Genomic DNA, 17,815 nt, shown 5'->3' with positions numbered 1-17,815 from the left:
GTCACCGCTCGTTCAGCCGGGCGACGTGCTGGACGTACCGCAGCCGGTCCGGGTGCTCAAGATCGAGGATCTGGTCGAGTGACCAGTGGAAGTGGTAGGCGAGGTACGCGACTTCCTCGTGGAGCCGTTCGGTCGCGTACGTCATGATTCCCCCAGGCGACCACCACCGGACAGGTCCACCGCGAAGTGCTCCTGGCACGAGGGGCAGGTGACCGCGGCTCGGGTGTGCCCCTCGGCGTTGATCCGGCGGTAGAAGTCCTGGAGGAAGGCGAGGTCGGAGGCGAACAGGTCCTCGACGACGCCGGGGTGGACGTCCTCGATCGCGCCGAGCCGCACGACCACCCGCGAGATCAGCACCACCGACAGGTAGGCGGAGTTCTCCCGGACCCGGTCGTCCCGCAGCGGCACCAGTTCGTCGCGCGCGGTCGCCAGGCGCATGACCCCGCTGCGGTGCACGGTCCCGGACTCGTCCACGTACCCGCGCGGCAACTCGAAGGGGAACTCGGTGCGCAGCGTGTCGACGGACCCGCCGCGGTCCTCCTCCGTGCCGCCGTGGGCGGATGCCGCGATCGTACGGCGCATCAGTCGACTTCCACGCTCTCGTAGGTGATCGACAGCTTCTCCGTCAGCACGGAGGTGTCGCCCGCCTTGAGCGTGCTGATCTCCAGCGACTTGGGCCACGCGTTGATCAGCTTGTAGCGCTTGATCGGAAGGCCCTCGTAGTCGTAGACGATGATCGAGCCGTTGCGGCGGGCGTTGACCATCTTCCCGAACCGGGAATCCTTGATCCACCGCTCGAAGCTGTTGTCCTCCGTCAGACCGCGGGTGACGGTGACCTCACCGGCCTTGGGACGGCCCGGCAACTTCTTGATCGCATACTTGCCGTCGGCCGTGTTCTGCTTCAACTCGATGACGTCCTGCTCCATCTTCAGACCGCTGACCTCGGTGATCTGCTTGATGAGCACGCTGTCGAATTCGAGGCCGAAGGAATGTCCTACGGAACTGTCGAGCTCGGGGAGCGGCATGCCAGCCTCCTAGAATCCGTCCGTCGTCAGGGCCCTCGCAGCGCCCACCGTCACTCGTCGATCCCGCCCGACCCCGCCGACAGCTGGGCGAGCCGGAACACCACGAACTCCGCCGGCTTGACCGGGGCCACCCCGACCTCGCAGATGACCTGGCCCGCCTCGATGGACTCCGGAGGGTTGGTCTCGCGGTCGCACTTCACGTAGAACGCCTCGTCCGGGGTCAGCCCGAAGAGGGCGCCCTTGCGCCACTCGTTGACCAGGAACGCCGAGATGGTGCGCCGGATACGGGCCCACAGCGCGTCGTCGTTCGGCTCGAAGACCACCCACTGGGTGCCCGCGAGGATCGACTCCTCCAGGTAGTTGAAGAGTCGGCGGACATTGAGGTACCGCCACGACGCGTCGTCGGCGAGCGTGCGCGCGCCCCACACCCGGATGCCGCGACCGGGGAAGGCACGGATGCAGTTGAGCCCGATGGGATTGAGCAGGTCGTGCTCACCCTTGGTGATCTGCGTCTGCAACCCGACCGCACCGCGCAGCACTTCGTTCGCCGGCGCCTTGTGCACCCCGCGTGTCTCGTCGTTGCGCGCCCAGACGCCCGCGACGTGCCCGCTCGGCGGCACGAAGGCGTCGCGGCCCACAGCCGGGTCGAACACCTTGATCCACGGGAAGTAGAGCGTGGCGTACTTGGAGTCGAACCCGGTCGTCTCCGCCCGCCAGGACTTGATCTGACGCGGACTCAGTCCGGGCGGCGGATCGAGGATGGCGATACGGTCACCCATCGCCTCGCAGTGGGTGATCAGCCCGCGCTGCACCGAGACGACCGTCTCCAGGTCCAGCGCCCCCCGTTGGTAGGCGCTCATCAGGTCGGGCGCGGCCACCATCGTGACCTCCTCGACGGCCTCCAGACCGCCGAACCCGGTGCGCCGGTCGGGATCGCCGACGTACGAGTCCGTCGACAACGTGTCGGGCACCGCGACGGCCCCCGCGCCCGGCCCGGTTCCGGGCGCCGCAGCCAGCGTCACGGACTGCGCCTCCGGCCGGGCCGGCGCGGCGCCCTTGCCGGACTCCTCCAGCCGGATGAGCCCGGACCGGGCCCTGACCTGGGTGGCGACATTGTCCTTGCTGCGCTTGGTGGTCACGGACGGATACGTCTCGGCGACCTCCCCGTCCCGCTTGACGACCAGCGTGAACACGTCCTGCGGCGGATCCTCGCCGTCGGGATCGGTGACCTCGACGGTGATCTCCCCGGTGACGCCAGGCAACGCCCTGACGACATACGGTCCGAGCCGCGCCGTGGGCCCCGCGGCCCCCTCCTGCGCCGCCCGCGCACCGGCCTCGTCCTGATCCTCCTCCGCGCCGCCGATCCGTACGACGTAGCAGATCCCGCCGCCGTTGGCGAAGTACCCGTAGACGGAGGAGGCGAGATAGGTCCCCTCGACGAAGTCACCGAAGACGGTGGTGAACTGCGTCCAGTTGGTGATCAGCGTCGGCTCGTGGAACGGGCCCTTCTGCGCGAACCCGATGAAGGCGGCGACCGAGGTGCCGACCCCCTCGATCGGCCGCGACCCGGACTCCACCTCTTCGACGTAGACGCCCGGGGACAGGTACGACGGCATGTGAGTCTCTCCTTGGCCGGGGAACGCCCGCAATTCTCGCGACCGGTGCGATCACCGGGAACGGACACACGGCCGCCCACACGTGCACCGGCCACTGCCCGATGAGGCAACGTCCTCGTGCTGTCCGGACCGTCAGACACTGCCCCCGCCGGTGTCCCTCCCGCACTGCGTACGTCGTCCACCACCCCCGGACCCTGGTACGACGGCAGGGCCATGCGGCGTCGTGTGCCGGCTGTCCGGGGAAGCGGTGGGCCGGGAGGGCGGATGAAGGCGGTTCCGGAGAAGGACCCCGGCGCTGCCCGTGCCAGGACCACTTCTGGGAATACGGACGTCTCCCGTACGACGGCGCCACCGCAGCGCCCGCCGGGCGCCCGCCCCGCACCCGGCCTGCGCGATCTGCAGCGGCTCCAGCGCGCGGCGGGCAACGCCGCGGTGTCGCGTCTGGTGGCCCAGCGTTACACCGCCCCGGTGAAGCCGTCGCCTGCGCAGGCGGCCGGGTTCCGCAAGGTCAAGGCCGACGTGGCGGCCAAACGCGCGAAGATCGCCGTCCACGCCCCCGCCGCGGCCGAGTCGAAGTCGGCGCAGGACGCGGCGGTCGCTCCGCCGGACGACAAGGAGGCGCAGGGCAAGGCGGCGAACGCCGAGAAGATGAACGCGGCGAAGCCGGGCGAGTTCAACAAACAGGCGTTCATCGACGCCGTGAACAAGGCGATCGAGGCGCAGGCGCCGAAGAACCTCGACGACGCCGACAAGTTCTCCAAGTCCGGCAAGGCCGAGAAGATCAAGGGCGAGGTCGACGGGAAGGTCTCCGACGGCAAGGAGGCGTCGGCCAAGGACATCGACACGGCGACGAAGGCCCCGCCGGACACGTCGGCGGCCAAGGACAAACCGGTCACTCCGATGTCCCCGGACCAGCCCCCGCCCAACCCGGGCGCCCCGTCCGCGGCGGACGCGGTCCCCGAGAAGCAGCCCGCTTCCGTGACCGATTTCTCCGAAGGTCCGGCGCAGAACGACAAGGCGATGGCGGACGCGGAGGTCACCGAGGACCAGCTCGCCAAGGGCAACGAGCCGGAGTTCGACCAGGCCCTGTCCGCGAAGAAGACGGCGGAAGCGGACTCCGCGAAGGCCCCCGCCAAGGGCAAGACTGCCGAGGCCCAGCAGCTCTCCGCCGCGAAGGCGGGGGCGGCGGCCTCCGGCGCCCAGGCGATGAATGCGCTGACCGCGACCCGTGCGTCGGCGGGCAGGCAGGTCGACGGCGGGAAGGGCGAGACGAAGGCGAAGGACGAAAAACGGCGGGCCGAGGTCACGGCCAAGCTGCAGAAGGTCTACGACTCCACGAAGAAGGACGTGGAGGAGACCCTGTCCGGTCTGGACAAGAAGGTCGACACCGCGTTCACGACGGGGGAGAAGGCGGCGCGGGACGCGTTCACCGCGGACCACAAACGCCGGATGAAGGCGTACAAGGACAGGCGGTACTCGGGCTGGACGGGCAAGGCCCGCTGGGTCAAGGACAAGTTCGCCGGCCTGCCGGAGGAGGCCAACAACCTTTACCAGGAGGCCCGCAAGCTCTACGTCGCGAAGATGCAGACGGTCATCTCCTCGGTCGCCGACATCATCGGCGCCGAGTTGGGCCGGGCGAAGGCCCGTATCGCCAAGGGCCGCACCGAACTGAAGGCCGAGGTCGACAAACTCCCCGCCGACCTGCGCCAGTTCGGCGAGGACGCCGCGAAGGACTTCGCCGGGAAGTTCGACGACCTCGAAGCAACGGTCAACGAGAAGTCCGAACAACTGGTGCAGGACCTGGCCCAGAAGTACACGGCGGCCCTGAACAAGGTCGACGAGGAGATCAAGAAACTCCAGGAAGCCAACAAGGGCCTGATCGACAAGGCGAAGGACGCGATCGTCGGCGCCATCAAGACGATCAACGAACTGAAGAACCTCCTCCTCGGCATCCTCGCCAAGGCCGCCTCCGCCATCATGAAGATCATCAAGGACCCGATCGGGTTCCTCGGCAACCTCGTACGCGCGGTCGGCGCGGGTCTCAACCTGTTCGTCACCAACGTCGCCGAGCACCTCAAGACCGGGGTCGTGTCCTGGCTGCTGGGCACCGCGGTCAAGTCCGGGCTCGAACTCCCGCAGAAGTTCGACCTCAAGGGCATCATCCAGCTCATCGCCTCCCTCCTGGGCCTGACCTGGGCCAACATCCGCGCCCGCATCACCCGCAAGGGCGTGCCCGACCAGGCCGTTTCCGCCGTCGAACAGTCCGTCCCAGTCGCCCAGAACCTCGCCCGCGAGGGCCCGGCGGGCGCGGTCAAGGAAATCACCGAAGAGGCCGGCGACCTCAAGGCCACCATCCTCGAAAAACTCACCAGCTATTTGATCCCCACGGTCATCATCGCGGGCATCACCTGGATCATCTCCCTCCTCAACCCGGCATCGGCGTTTGTCCGCGCTGTCAAGGGCATCATCGACATCGTCACCTTCATCGTGAACCAGGGCGCCCAGATCGTGGAGTTCGTCAACGCGGTCCTGGACGCGGTCATCGCGATCGCCAACGGCGGTTCGGCGGGCGTCCCGAAGATGGTCGAAACGGCCCTAGCAGCCAGCGTCCCCCTCCTCATCGGCTTCCTGGCCTCACTCCTTGGCATCGGCTCGCTTGCCAACAAGGTCAAATCCGTCTTCCATGCCGTGGCTCGCCCGGTAAACCGCGCTATCGACAAAATCGTCGGATTTATCGTCAGGGCGGGCAATAAGCTCTGGGTCAAACTCACAGGTGGTAAGGGGAAGAAGAGGAAGGGGCAGACCAAAGGAAAGGCTGCCGCACTCAAAGCGGCCGATCTATTTTTGTCCACCGGCCCGACCAAGGAATCTGCAGAGACGCGAATTCCTGCGATCGGCCAAACTTATCAAACGCGCCTGCATCTCGTCACGGCAAAAATAGAGGAAACTAGAGCACACGTTTATGTGCAGGCTGAGCGAACTCCAGAGCGTGCAGTTCGTCGATCTGATAGCTCTATGCCTAGCCCGGAATTGGAAGAACTCACGGGCGCATACAGCAAGGCAAAAACCTCAATTTCCTATGCGAATAAGACGCGCAATACTGCACTCGTTAAAGTTTCACTGTCGCGGGATGATGAAAAGAAGAAGGAGATCAATAGGCGCCTGGGCAGGATCAACTCGGTCATTGACCCAAAGAAGAGGCAAGTAAAAAAATATGAAGAAGCCTTGAATGGAGGAGTATCACAACAGGATATTACCAGGTTGGTAAAGATATTCAATTCCGCTTCTGAAGATGCGGAAAAATTGAATAACGAGCTTCATGAGATAAAGTCTGCAGCAGTTTTGGAGCCGGGCGACCTAGTGCTGGCTAAGGGGGTGGGCGACTGGGAAGCGTGTAAGGTGGCCACTGTCGCTGATAGGTCTTTCACCTGCAACGCCATTGCAGAGTATCGAGATCCTAACGTCGCCGGCCCTACGCTGACAATCGCAACCGAGAGTAAATCTTGGCACCACCTCGAGCCAAATAGCTGGCACCGTCATTACATGAACAAGAAAGGGGAGGCGTGGGAGGATATACGAGGGGCGTCGCGATGGGATAACTATCGGGATGCCCGCCAAGCCCTTAATTATCGCGCGAATACGTACCATGGAATCAATGTGGGAAATATGTTCCAGAATCCACATAAAAAGGATTGGCATCACATACATGAAAACAGTGCTGGGGGTGCGCATTCGGTAACGAATCTAGCCCTCACTGACTCTGATTTAAACCGGAAGACCTTTAATAACTGGTTCCGCGATACGGCCGACGAGCGCACAGGTGGCGTGCCACTTCGGGACTTTTTGCGAAATATCGATGATCCAGAAATACACGAAGAATGGGGAAGGGTGTGTATTGAGGAGCACGGTCATATGATCGAGATGCGAGAAACCAAGTGGGGGCAATTCCAAGAACTAGTCGAGGATCCCGCAAAAAAGGCAGCTGTAGTTGCACGATTCGTTGCCGCTCTCCGGGCAAGAATGGGAACGGTCTAACATTCACTGTATGGAGGACTAATGAGGACACAAGCGGTTCTCCGGTTCAAGACACCTCCGATTCACGTCGAGGTATATGAGCTCCTCAACAGGCACAAAGCTCGGCAGCGCACGGGATCTCTGGTTGTCTGGGATTATCCAACTGAGCTAGTGCCGCAAGAGATGACGAGCCTTCTGCGCTCCCGTGAAATTGAATTCGACACTTCCTTTACTCTCCATCCAACTTCTGATGACCCGTCAAGTGGGCTCGCAGCCTATCTGCGGCTAGATGATTTCGAAGATCACTATGCAATTTCAGAGGAGCTATTCCTGGCGCGGCAGAAATCTACCCTTTCCTTCATTGGGAGCGATGCACTGGTCTCGGCCTTCAGCGTCTACACGAATGATGTCGCATGGCAGGAACTCCGTGAGTACAGTGGATTTTATGTATTGGCCTCCGTTCCTCGGCTTCCCGATCCCGTCGTAATCCCTCGTGCTGTTTGGAGGGCAGAGACGCGAGAGGGAAGTTGGGCGGTGCAGAGCGACGGCCGAGAATTTCTGACGCAGGGAAACATGGAAATTTTGCAGTGGGCAGGTATCGCACAATCCGATTATTGCAATATTGGCGGTCAAGTATTCCGGTGGGAACGTCCCCCTATTTTCGGTGGGGCCATCATCGCTTTTCTGGCGAGTGAGGAAGTAATCGGAGTATCTGGGCCTCCGATTTTTCTGGGTAAAATCGATCCGCCGTAGCTGGTGCTCATCGGCTACGAGTTGGCGGCATGATTACAATCGCGTCGCGCGACGTACAACTGGACGTGGCAGGGGCTGGGTTCCACGACTGTGGTGAGGTGGTGTAGCTCGTCGGGTCTGCGATGTGCGGAATGGTCACCCGTTCGTGTGTTTGTTGCGGCATCCTGCGTTCGGCAGGCGGCAAGTACATACACGTACTGCATGGTGAGGCGTCATGTCCTGGTCTGGTGCCTTGAGATGACGAGCGAGGTCCGCGACTGGCTTCATCGGCTGAGAAAGGACGACCGCGATATCGCGCGGCTGGTCGGCCAGGCCATCCAGGCTCTGGTTGAAGAGGGACCTGGATTGGGTCGGCCGTTGGTCGATCGAATCAAGGGGGCCGAGGTGCACAACCTCAAGGAACTTCGCCCGGGATTAGCCGGGGCCAGTGAAGTCCGTATGTTGTTTGCCTTCGACCCTCGGCGTAACGCGGTTCGCTTGGTGGCCGGGGACAAGGCAGGGCAGTGGTCCGGGTGGTACCGCTGGGCGATTCCGGCAGCCGAGGCCCGCTGCGCCGAGTGGCTGGATCACCTGGCGCGGACGGCAGGAGGAGGCAGAGGAGTGACCGGGCTCCACGCTTGGGACGACGTCAAGCACGAGGTTTTCGACGCGGAGGACCTCGATGCGATCGATGCCGGGGCTCAGCGCATGGTGGCCGAGGCTCGTGCGCGCCGGCTGGCCGAGATGCGAAGGCAGCTTGGTCTTACGCAGCGGGAAGTCGCCGCCCGCATGCATGTGCGGCAGGAGCGGGTGTCGGCGATCGAACGGGGAAATGCGGCAGCCGCGGAGGTCAGGACGATCGCCGCCTACATTGCGGCCCTGGGAGGTCAGTTGGAGATCGTCGCGAACTTCAACGACACGCGGGTCACCGTTGCGTGAGGCGTGCCCGGGCGCGGCGCTGTGTCCGGCTCCCGGGCATGCGGCGAAAGCCGGGTCCTGTGGAGTGGGCTGGGGATGCGAGTGGCTCAGTTCAGTAGCGACATGTACGGCCCGAACTCCGCTGCCAGCGTCAACCGGCCCAGCTTCTGGTACTCCCGTTGCACCGCGTGGATCAGGTCCGTCATCGTCACCGGGCTGCCCGACTCGGCGGCCAGGTAGGCCGCCGTCACGGCCACCGAGCGGATGTTGCCGCCCGACAGTTCGAAGGAGTCCGCGCAGAAGTCCAGGTCCAGGTCCGCGGTGCGGGGGAGGACCGGGCCCAGGCAGCGGTCCCAGAGGGTGCGGCGCTGGGAGGCGTCGGGGACGGGGAAGTCGACGACCAGGTCCAGGCGGCGGGTGAAGGCGTCGTCGAGGTTGGCGCGGAGGTTGGTGGCGAGGATCGCCAGGCCGTCGAAGGTCTCCATGCGCTGGAGCAGGTACGCGCTCTCGACGTTCGCGTAGCGGTCGTGCGCGTCCTTGACCTCCGAGCGCTTGCCGAAGATCGCGTCGGCCTCGTCGAAGAGCAGTACGCCGTTGATGCCGGCCGCTTCGGAGAAGATCCGTTCGAGGTTCTTCTCCGTTTCGCCCACGTATTTGTCGATGACCGTGGCCAGGTCGACCGTGTAGAGGTCCAGGCCCAGGTCCGCGGCGATCACCTCGGCGGACATCGTTTTGCCTGTGCCCGAGTCGCCCGCGAACAGGGCCGTCACACCTCTGCCCCGGCCGCCGCCCGGACGCATGCCCCACTCGCCCAGGACCCGGTCGCGGTGGCGGGCGCGGGCGGTGAGTTCGCGGAGCTGGGCGAGCGTGTCCGGCGGGAGGACGAGGTCGGACCAGGTCACCGCAGGTTCTATGCGGCGGGCCAGGCGGTCGAGGCCCGCCGCGTTCTGCGAGCGGGCGCCGGCGCGGATGTGGTCCGGGTGGAGGGCGCCGCCGTCCAGCGTCGCGGTCTGCGAGGCACCTTGAGCGGCCCTGGCGATCTGATCGGGGGTCAGGAGGAACGGGGAGAGGAGGTGCGTGAGGTCCAGGTGCGGGGGGATGGGGGCGGGGTACGCCTGCTTCCAGAGGGCGGCCCTCGCGGTGGGTTCCACGCGCGGGGCGTGCAGGAGCAGGGGTGGGCGGGACGACCATGCCGCGTCCCACGGCACCCGGCCGATCAGGACCACGGGGACGGGGACGTCCGTCACCAGGCGGATGATCTCCGTCTTGCCCGGCTCCCGGGTCAGGGCGTCCAATGGTGCGCACACCAGACCCGCGGTAGTGAGCCGGGCCTCGCGGGCCAGGACGCGCACCGCCTCGGCGGGGTTCGGGTCGCGGGCCAGGCGGTCCAGGCCGACGCCCAGGACACCATGGCCCGCACGGGTCAGGGCGGAAGCGGCGAGCGCCGTCCCCGCGCCGCCCTGTTCCTCGCGCAGGTACGCGAGCGGGACCCCGGTGGTGAGGGCACGGGCGAGCCCCGACGGGTCGCCGACGCCGGGGACGTCCCGCCAGGGGACCAGAAGGTCCACGATGCGCGGGTCGGAGGTGTCGTCCCCGAGCAGGTGGGCCGTGACCCGGTCGGGGACGCGGAGTGCGCGGGCGAGGAAGGGGCGGCCCTGGTCCTCTACGAGCAGGAGGCCGCCGGCGCGGAGCGGTGCCTGCGGGGACAGGCGTGACCTGGCTCCCGCGTCGGCCGCGGACAGGCCGCACAGGCCGAGGGCGAGGCCGGTGGTGGGGCGGCGGCGGGTGACGTCGTCGTTGAGATAGCCGTAGAACTGCTCGAAGCGGTCGTCCAGGTCCGGGACGAGCGCGATCAGCAGGATCTCGGTGTCCAGTGCGGAGAGGCCGAAGTCGCGGGCGAGGGTGCGGAGGCGGGTGGGGCGGCCTGCCGCTTGCGCTGCGTCGGCCCGTGACTCCGCTTCGGCCAGGAAGGCCGCGTCCGTGTCGTCGGGAGCGGTGACCGTGAGGTGGCGGCCGTGTTCCAGGAGGCGGTGGATCGTCTCGTCGCTCAGGTACAGGCCGCGGAACGCGTCGTCGGGCGCCGGGTCCGTGAGCTGCCGGGCGTGGACCGCCCGCCGTACGCGCTGCTCGACGAGGATCGCCCGGTCGAGGAGGTGACGCAGGCCGGGGTCGGGGTCGGGGACGTGCGGGTCCGGGTCCGCGGGGAGCGTCATTCCGGGTGATCTTCCGCCACGCGCGATGCGATGCCGCCCCGGCGGGCCCCGTACACCGGCAGGCGCCTGCCGTCCGGTGTCGGCTGGGTGGCGCCCGGGGGCGCGGGGTGGTCCGGGGGTAGTTCGCCGAACCCGAGCCGAACTCCGTCCTCGCCGACCTGCGGGCCCGCCGGATAGACCGGGGACTCGGTGACCGGCACGCTCACCACCAGGTCGAGGGAGGGTTTGAGCTCGCCGCCGAGGGCGCTCCACACGTCGGCGAACGACCGGTCCTCGGGCGGTGGCAGCGCGACCGTCATGGGGACGGAGACGCCGATCTCGCCGAGTGTGCCGGTGAGTTGTCCGGCGGGCAGCGCCTCGTACCGCAGCAGACAGGACAGGAGCGAGGAGAGCAGGCGGTGCTCGTCCTCGGGGCGTTTGGTCCACGCGGTGATGAGATACGACAGCTTGAAGTAACGCGGCGGGCGGCGCCGGGCCACGATGGTGCCCTGCTCGTCGTACTCGTTGAGCAGACCGCGCTCACGACGGCGCATGTCCTCCCGGATGTCGTACAGGTACAGATTGACGGTGGGGGCGTTGACCTTGGCGGCCCAGTCGCGGGTGGGGGCGTCGAAGACCACCGCCACCTGACCGCCCACCAGGGCGTCCGTCCGGAACATCCTGCGCAGCGCCTCGTCGACCTCGTGGATCACGGCTCGTCCCTACCTCCGGCCCGCGAAGTCCGGCGGCTGGAGGCTGTGTTGCACGATCAGCACCGGCTTCGTCAGCCGGTCCAGCCCCCGCACCTGGGCGCGGAGCGTACGCGGCCCGGTCCGGTCCTTGCGCAGCACCAGCACCTGCGCCTCGAAAGTGCCGTCCGGGCCCACCCGTACGGCCGACTGTGCCGCCGTGATCCCCGGGCTCCAGGTGAGCGCGACCGTGCGGCCGGGAGGGAAGTCCTTGCCGCGCGCCACCACCACATCGCCGGGCCTGGCCACCTGGGGCGTGACGGTCAGCTTCGGCTGGAGGACGCGGAAGCGGGCCGTGTCGGTGTTGTTCGCGTTCCGGGGGTCGCGCGGTGAGCCGGTGACAGAGGCCCGGACCTCACCGCTGACGGCGGTGTCGTACACGGCGGTCTGGGTGACGAGGATGCGTCCGCCGGGCGCGATGGTGCAGGGTTTCGCGGGGGTGCAGTTCGACAGGGCGGACAGGGCGCGCTCGCGGGTGTCGTCAGTACGCGGCCAACTGGTCGTGAGGACGACGTTCTTGGCCGCCTTGGGGCCCGCGTTGGTGAGGGTGAAACCGGCCCGTGTCGTCAGGCCCGTGTAGGTGGGGACGGGGGACGTGGTCGCCGTGACGGCGATGTCCGCCTCGTTCGGCGTGGGGGCCGGGGTGACCGTGAAGGTGGCCGTGCCGGTGCCGGTGTTGCCGGACGAGTCGGTGGCGGTGCAGGTGACCGTGGTGGTGCCGACCGGGAAGCGGGAGCCGGAGGCGGGGTCGCAGGTGATCGGGAGCGCGCCGTCGGTCGCGTCCTCGGCGGTGGCGGTGAAGTCGATGACGGTGCCGTTGCTGCCGGTGGCTTCGACGGTGCGGTCGTCGACCGTGACGACGGGGGCGGTCACGTCGTTGACGGTGATCGTGATGCGCTGCTGGTAGTCCTCGGGGGTGGGATCGCCGCTGCCATCGACACCTCCGTCCTGGCCGCCGTTCTCGTTGCCGCCGTTGTTCTGGCCGCCGTTCTGGTCCCCGCCGTTCTGGTTGCCGCCGCCGTCCTGGCCTCCGTTCTGGTTGCCTCCGTTCTGGTCCCCGCCGATCTGACCGCCCCCGTTCCCGTCCCCGCCGATCTGACCGCCCCCGTCCCCGTCCCCGCCGATCTGCCCCCCGTTCTGGTCGCCGCCGTTCTGACCGCCCCCGTTCTGGCCGCCGTTCTGGTTGCCGCCGCTCCCGTCGGCACCGCCCGCCGTGATGCCTGCGATCACCCCATCGACGACCCCACCGATAACCCCGGCGCTCCGACCGCCGTCGGCGCCGCCGATCAGGCCGGCGAGGGCCCCGCCCAGAGAACCACCGTCCGCCGCACCGCCCCCGGACGTACCACCGTTCGTGCCGGTGCTCGTGCCGCCGTTCGTCCCTCCGCCGCCACCGTCCCCGCAGCCGTCGGAGCCGCTGATGGCGCCGCCGAGCACCCCCGCGAGCAGCCCGCCGTTCCCACCGCTGTCGGTTCCGCCGATGCCACCCGCCGCCAGCCCGGCGACGGTGCCGTCGCCACAGCCGCCGGATCCGCTGGTCAGGCCGCCGGCCGCGCCCGCGACGAGACCTGAGCCGCGGCCGCCGTCGGATCCGCCGACCACGCCGCCGATGGCCCCGGCGATGGTTCCCGCGGCCGAATCCCCGCCGCTGCTGCCGGCGCTGCCATCGCCGCTGCCGGCGTCGGAGCCGCCCCGGGCGCCGTCCGTTTCGTCGGCGGCCGCGTCGTCGGGGGCGATCCGCTGGCCGCGGAACTCCCGGGCCGGCAGCACGTCGACGGGCGCCTCCCCGCCCGGCGGCCTGCCGTCCAGGAGGAACTGGACGGTGCAGCTCAGGGTCGCGCCCTGCGGCGCGTCGTCCGCCACCGTGATCGTCTCGTCGAAGGCGGCGGTTTCTCCGCTCGTCACACGTCGGCTCGGGGGGTCCATGGTGACGGAGAGGGCGGGATCGCAGCTGACCGTCTGATGGGTGACGGTGGTGGGCAGGTTGGTCAGGCCCTGGGCGACGGTGTCGGCGACCTGGTCCGCGTCGATGTTCTGGAAGAGCCTGCCGCCGGTGGCCTGGACGACGTCGGTCGCCTGGTCGGGATCGTGGGTCGGCTCGCGGTTCTGGTCGGGGCCGTTGCCGTTGTCCCCGTTGCCGTTCAGACCGTCGCCGAGTTCGGTCGCCACGTCCACGCCGATGACCCGCGCACCCACGTACGTCAGGGAGTTGACCGCGTCGGTGAGGGTGTGTCCCTTGCTGGGATCGTGACTTGAGGCGTCGCCGACGAGCACCACGACGGGGCTCGCGCCGTCACGGAAGACGGTCTGCCCTTGCGACCCGTTGCCGATCTCCCACAGCGCGTTGATCCAGTCCTCCGCGGGGCCCGGACTGTACGAACCCCGGTCGGCGGTGAGACGGTCGACGCCCCTCTGTACGGCGTCCAGGTCGTCCGTGAGTCCTTGGAGCACCGTGAAGACACGGTCTCCGTCCACCTCCTGGTCTCCGTACGTGGCCACGGCGAAGCGGGAGTCGGGCTGTTCTTCGCGCACCCGGTCGGTGATCAGGCCCAGGTTCGTCTGGACGTTGTCGATGGTGGGCTGCATGCTGCCCGTGCCGTCCACCAGCAGGACGACGTCAGGCCGGGGCGGCACCACGGGCGTACGCACACGTTTGTCCACCGTGAGCGAGCCGCCCGGGTCCAGCGGCTCGTCCACCACGGCGGGGGTCACCGCCGGCTGCGGGGCGGCGGCCGGCACGTCCCCGGCGGCGCTCGTGACGACGCCGGCCACCAGGAGCAGTACGGCGGTCAGCACACCGATGTGGACTACCTGAGGACGCGCGCCGACAGGTGGGCGCCGGCGCCGGAATCCCCGTACAGAACGCACTGAACACCCCACTCAGGACTCATGACCGGCCCGAACGGCCCACTCCGGATTTTCACGACCGGCGCGCTCGGACTCCCACCCTCGTGGATCGCCGGCACCTGGAGCAGAGGGGGCGAGCCAGCCCTTCGGGAAGGGCCGGCTGCCCTATGAGGCACGGGGGGAACTACCCGCGCGTGATTCTCATATCAACCCCTGCCGCAGCGCATACGCCACCGCGTGCGAGCGGTTGCGCAGACTGAGACGGGACATGACGGCGTGCAGTACGTTTTTGATGGTGCGTTCGGAGTAGGAAAGCTTCAGGGCGATGTCGGCGGTATCGTACCCCTCGGCCACCAGTCGCAGTACCTCGATCTCGCGTGCCGAGAGACCGGTGAAGGTGAGCCCGTGCGGTGAGAGCACCTGCCCCTGGAGCCGTCCGACCTGTTCGAGCAGGCTTCCGAGCAGGTCGGGCGGCACCCGGCCCTCGCCCTTCGCCACGGAGCCGATCACCTGCACCAGGCGTTCGGGAGTCGCCTCGGAGCGTCGGACGACGCCGACGAAGCCGCATTCCGCGGCGTTCACGAGTTGTTGTTCGTCGATGTGGGTGGTGACCAGTATCCCCCGCGCGGTACTGGTCCGCTGGATCTGGCGCAGCAGCCGTAACGCGTCCTCGTCGACGGCGTCGAGGACGACGACCACCACCTGCGGTGAGTCCCCCTCCTCCCATTCGATGACCTTGACTTCAGGCCGGGTGCGCAACTGGCTGGAGACTCCGGCCTGCGATACGGGATCCTGGGCGCGCAGCGCCACTGTGATGCGTTCTCCGTTCGTCTGCAACACGTCGCTCTCTCCCCTCGGGCGACTGAGGGAGAACGCCAGGGAAAAGTGAAAAGATCGCTTACACGACTTCATCACGTTTCATTCGCATGCGTCTCCCTTTATCAACTGGCCCACAGTAATGCCCTGGATTCCACAAGGGAATTGCTGGTGCCTCACCGGGCATCGGCATTGCCCGAAAGTGTTCCTGCGCGGCCGGTCTTCGCGGGTCGTGGCGGACAATACGGTGCGCGGCATGAGTGTTTCGGCGAACCTGGACGAGTCCTCCGTCACCGTCGAGCCCGGCGGCCAGGCGGATCTTGCGGTGCAGGTGCTCAATTCGGGGACCACCGTTGAGGAATGCCGGTTCGAGGTGGTCGGGCCGTGCGCCGACTGGGCCACGGTGGAACCGGTGAGTCTGTCGCTCTACCCGGGCGCGACCGGCAGCGCCACCGTCACCTTGCGTCCGCCCCGCACCTCGCAGGTGCTGCCCGGCGAGACACCGCTCGGAGTGCGGGTGGTGCCGACGAGCGACGGCGCCGAGACGGCGGTTCTCGAACGGGACGTGACCGTACTGCCGTTCACCGAGATCACCTCGGAACTGGTGCCGCCCGGTTCGAGCGGCGCGTGGCGCGGGCGGCACAAGCTGGCCGTGGACAGCAGGGGCAACACACCCGTCACGATCGCGTTGAGCGCGCGCGGCGCGACCGAACGGTCGCGGCTCGCCCTCGATCCGGCCGAGGTGGAGATCCCGCCCGGACAGGCCAAGTTCGCCGTGCTGTCCGTGCGCCCCGCCAAGCGGCTGTGGCGCGGAACGCCGATCACCCATCCCTTCCAGGTGGCGGTGACGCCCCGGCCCCGGGAGGGACAGGACCCGTACCAGCCGGTGCTGCTGGACGGTTCCTACGAGCAGCAGGCCATCCTGCCCCGCTGGCTTCCCCGCGCCCTGGTCGTGGCGGTGCTGCTGGCGGCAGCGCTGGTGGGGCTCTGGTACTCGGTGCTGCGGCCCACCGTACGCTCGGCCGCCCGTGAGGCGATCACCCCGCAGGTCGTCGAGTCCGCGGCGCGGCAGGGGAACACCGCCCCGAACGGCGGCGGCGACAACGGACAGGGTCAGGAGGCGTCCGGCGGTGGCGGGCAGCCGGGCTCGGCCGGCTCCGGCGGCGCGTCCGCGTCCCCGGGCGGCAGCGCGAGTGCCGCGCCCGGTGTGCCCGGTGGGTCCGAGCCCGGTGGAGCCGCGGTGCCGTCGAGCGCCCGGGTGCAGGTGCGGGACGCGGTGGGGGGCAGCGCCACCCGGCGGACCGCGTACGCGGTCCCGGACGGCAGTACCTTCGAACTGACCGACATCGTGGTCCAGAACCCGCAGGGCGACGCCGGCACCCTGGTCATCTCCACCGACGACGGGCAACTGCTCAACCTGGCGCTGGAGAACTTCCGTGACTCCGACTACCACTTCGTCACCCCTGTCGAGGTGCAGTCGGGAGGCCGGATCACCATCGCCGTCAGCTGCCGGGAGGTGGGCAGGCCGGTCAAGGCCCCGGCGCCGTCCCAGTGTTCGGAATCCCTGTTCCTCGGCGGCAAGATCTCGACGAAGGCGCAGGCGGGCGGCTGACCCAGGCGGGCTCGCGGAACCCCGACGGGACGCGGAAGAGGTCCCAAGGGGCCGGGGAAGTGCCTGGATTCCGGGGGCCGTCGCACCACCCCGTGCCCTTCGGTCATGCCTCGGGCGCGGACTCCTCCTCTTCCTCGTTCCCGTCCTCCGCCGCCCGCTGCACGAACGCTCCCTGCACGTCCGCCGGTTCCTCGTCCTCGTCGGCGGCCTGACGCTGCACCGGGGCGGTGGCGGCGGGAGCGGCCGACGGCGCGGCCTCGGCGGGTGCCGCGACGGACTCCGGGGCGGGGGCGGCCAGCACGCGGTCCGCGTTGGCCGACGCCTCCTGCTCGAAGCGGTCGGACGGGTCGCTCACCCGGATCCCGCCCGGAGCCTCCGTGCCGTCCACCGGGCCGTTGCGCTGCTGGATGACATGGGTCAGCTCATGGGCGAGCGTGGTACGGCCCTGGTGCGAGGCGGGATCGTAACTGTCCCGCTGGAAGACGATGTTGTCGCCGACCGTGTAGGCGTGGGCGCCGACGTCCTGCGCCGACTGGTGTGCCGCCGATCCGGTGTGCACGCGCACGGAGGAGAAGTCGGCGCCGAGCCGGCCCTCCATGTCCGCGCGGGTGTCGGTGTCCAGGGGCTGACCGCCGCCGGACGAGACCACGTCGTGGACGCTGGAACGGGACTCGCGCCGTTCCGGCTCCGGTTCCGCCTCCCGCTGGAGCGCCGCGCCGACGGCCGCGTTGCCGACCGTCCGTTGCAGGGTGCTCATCCCGGACCGGCCGATCACCTCCGTACGCCCGGTGGCGGCGGCCGCCAGGAGGTGCGGAAGATCCGCCGACGGCTGGTCGTGGGTCTCCCGGGCCGCCCTGACGGACTCGTCGTGCTCGTGTTCCTGTCCCTGATCGTGTGCGCGCATCTGCCGCTCCCCGGAGAATGCCGGACGTTCCCTCCCAGCGTCGCGGGCCGGTCCGGTTCCCGTCCAGGGGCGCACGTGGTGGGGAAGGGCAGCCCGGATTGCCCCTTCGGGCAAGGCACCGTCCACGCGTGGACCCCCGCGCTTCCCGGCGCCGGCGGCCCGCCGGTCCCAGTGGCGGGCCAGAACACGCCCAGGAACCGGGCGAGGCAGTCGGGCGCCTGGCCCGATGAGGATCTCGGCGTGCCTCGGCACGGTCGACCGGCACGCCGGGGCAGGGCAAGTCGCGCGAAGGCCCGCAGGGCCATCCGACAGGTCATCCGAACGCGCACGAGAACGGATCACGCCCGACCACGGACAGCATCCAGATCGACACCGGTGAAGGTTTTTCGG

13 protein-coding genes are annotated in these 17,815 nt (G+C 68.2%); 4 read left to right on the top strand and 9 right to left on the bottom strand.

Annotated features, from left to right (window positions below; genetic code table 11):
* Window position 1: 1 nt before the first annotated feature.
* Genes ACFC09_RS21550 through ACFC09_RS21535 form a run of 4 tightly spaced genes read right to left on the bottom strand, consistent with a single transcriptional unit; the run spans window position 2 to window position 2,641 of the window.
* Window positions 2–145 carry a DUF6760 family protein gene (locus tag ACFC09_RS21550; RefSeq protein ID WP_376530677.1) on the bottom strand — a complete coding sequence of 48 codons (144 nt, stop codon included), beginning with the start codon at window positions 143–145 and terminating at the stop codon, window positions 2–4.
* Entirely contained in the window at window positions 142–582 is a 441-nt protein-coding gene (locus ACFC09_RS21545) for a hypothetical protein (RefSeq protein ID WP_376530675.1), read from the bottom strand. Before ACFC09_RS21545 ends, ACFC09_RS21550 begins: the two co-directional genes overlap by 4 nt.
* Window positions 582–1,025: a phage tail protein gene (locus ACFC09_RS21540; protein ID WP_376530673.1), complete on the bottom strand. Its 444-nt coding sequence runs from the start codon at window positions 1,023–1,025 to the stop codon at window positions 582–584. The genes ACFC09_RS21545 and ACFC09_RS21540 overlap by 1 nt, the downstream gene beginning before the upstream one ends.
* A gap of 50 nt (window positions 1,026–1,075) precedes the next feature.
* Window positions 1,076–2,641, bottom strand: coding sequence for a phage tail sheath family protein (locus ACFC09_RS21535; protein WP_376530671.1), 1,566 nt, complete (start codon window positions 2,639–2,641; stop codon window positions 1,076–1,078).
* A gap of 264 nt (window positions 2,642–2,905) precedes the next feature.
* Here ACFC09_RS21535 and ACFC09_RS21530 point away from each other — a divergent pair, with 264 nt between their 5' ends.
* The 3 genes from ACFC09_RS21530 (at window position 2,906) to ACFC09_RS21520 (ending at window position 8,326) form a co-directional block, all read left to right on the top strand.
* The gene (locus ACFC09_RS21530; RefSeq protein ID WP_376530668.1) at window positions 2,906–6,676 is read left to right on the top strand and encodes a hypothetical protein; all 3,771 of its coding nucleotides are present in this window, start codon (window positions 2,906–2,908) and stop codon (window positions 6,674–6,676) included.
* Between the two features lie 162 nt (window positions 6,677–6,838).
* Window positions 6,839–7,408, top strand: coding sequence for a hypothetical protein (locus ACFC09_RS21525; RefSeq protein ID WP_376530666.1), 570 nt, complete (start codon window positions 6,839–6,841; stop codon window positions 7,406–7,408).
* Between the two features lie 237 nt (window positions 7,409–7,645).
* Complete coding sequence (locus ACFC09_RS21520; protein WP_376530663.1) at window positions 7,646–8,326, top strand: type II toxin-antitoxin system RelE/ParE family toxin; 681 nt, start codon at window positions 7,646–7,648, stop codon at window positions 8,324–8,326.
* Between the two features lie 86 nt (window positions 8,327–8,412).
* On the opposite strand, the gene ACFC09_RS21515 is transcribed toward ACFC09_RS21520, so the two are convergent.
* From ACFC09_RS21515 to ACFC09_RS21500, 4 genes are all read right to left on the bottom strand, one after another.
* Window positions 8,413–10,518: an ATP-binding protein gene (locus ACFC09_RS21515; RefSeq protein WP_376530660.1), complete on the bottom strand. Its 2,106-nt coding sequence runs from the start codon at window positions 10,516–10,518 to the stop codon at window positions 8,413–8,415.
* Window positions 10,515–11,210, bottom strand: coding sequence for a DUF4255 domain-containing protein (locus ACFC09_RS21510; RefSeq protein WP_376530658.1), 696 nt, complete (start codon window positions 11,208–11,210; stop codon window positions 10,515–10,517). The genes ACFC09_RS21515 and ACFC09_RS21510 overlap by 4 nt, the downstream gene beginning before the upstream one ends.
* Before the next feature lie 9 nt (window positions 11,211–11,219).
* Complete coding sequence (locus ACFC09_RS21505; RefSeq protein WP_376530655.1) at window positions 11,220–14,042, bottom strand: HYR domain-containing protein; 2,823 nt, start codon at window positions 14,040–14,042, stop codon at window positions 11,220–11,222.
* A 252-nt stretch (window positions 14,043–14,294) separates the two neighbouring features.
* A complete protein-coding gene (locus ACFC09_RS21500) occupies window positions 14,295–14,933 on the bottom strand; it encodes a response regulator transcription factor (RefSeq protein WP_376530653.1) in 639 nt (212 codons plus the stop codon).
* A 232-nt stretch (window positions 14,934–15,165) separates the two neighbouring features.
* Here ACFC09_RS21500 and ACFC09_RS21495 point away from each other — a divergent pair, with 232 nt between their 5' ends.
* Window positions 15,166–16,521, top strand: a complete 1,356-nt coding sequence (locus ACFC09_RS21495; protein ID WP_376530651.1) for a hypothetical protein — start codon at window positions 15,166–15,168, stop codon at window positions 16,519–16,521.
* A gap of 103 nt (window positions 16,522–16,624) precedes the next feature.
* Here the strand turns inward: ACFC09_RS21495 and ACFC09_RS21490 are convergent, their stop codons facing one another.
* A complete protein-coding gene (locus ACFC09_RS21490) occupies window positions 16,625–17,425 on the bottom strand; it encodes a DUF4157 domain-containing protein (protein WP_376530649.1) in 801 nt (266 codons plus the stop codon).
* Between the last annotated feature and the right edge of the window lie 390 nt (window positions 17,426–17,815).

Source organism: Streptomyces sp. NPDC056161 (genome assembly GCF_042268025.1).
Taxonomy (GTDB): Bacteria; Actinomycetota; Actinomycetes; order Streptomycetales; family Streptomycetaceae; genus Streptomyces.
The sequence above is the reverse complement of the archived record's forward strand: the minus strand, read 5'-3'. Positions and strand labels throughout refer to the sequence as shown.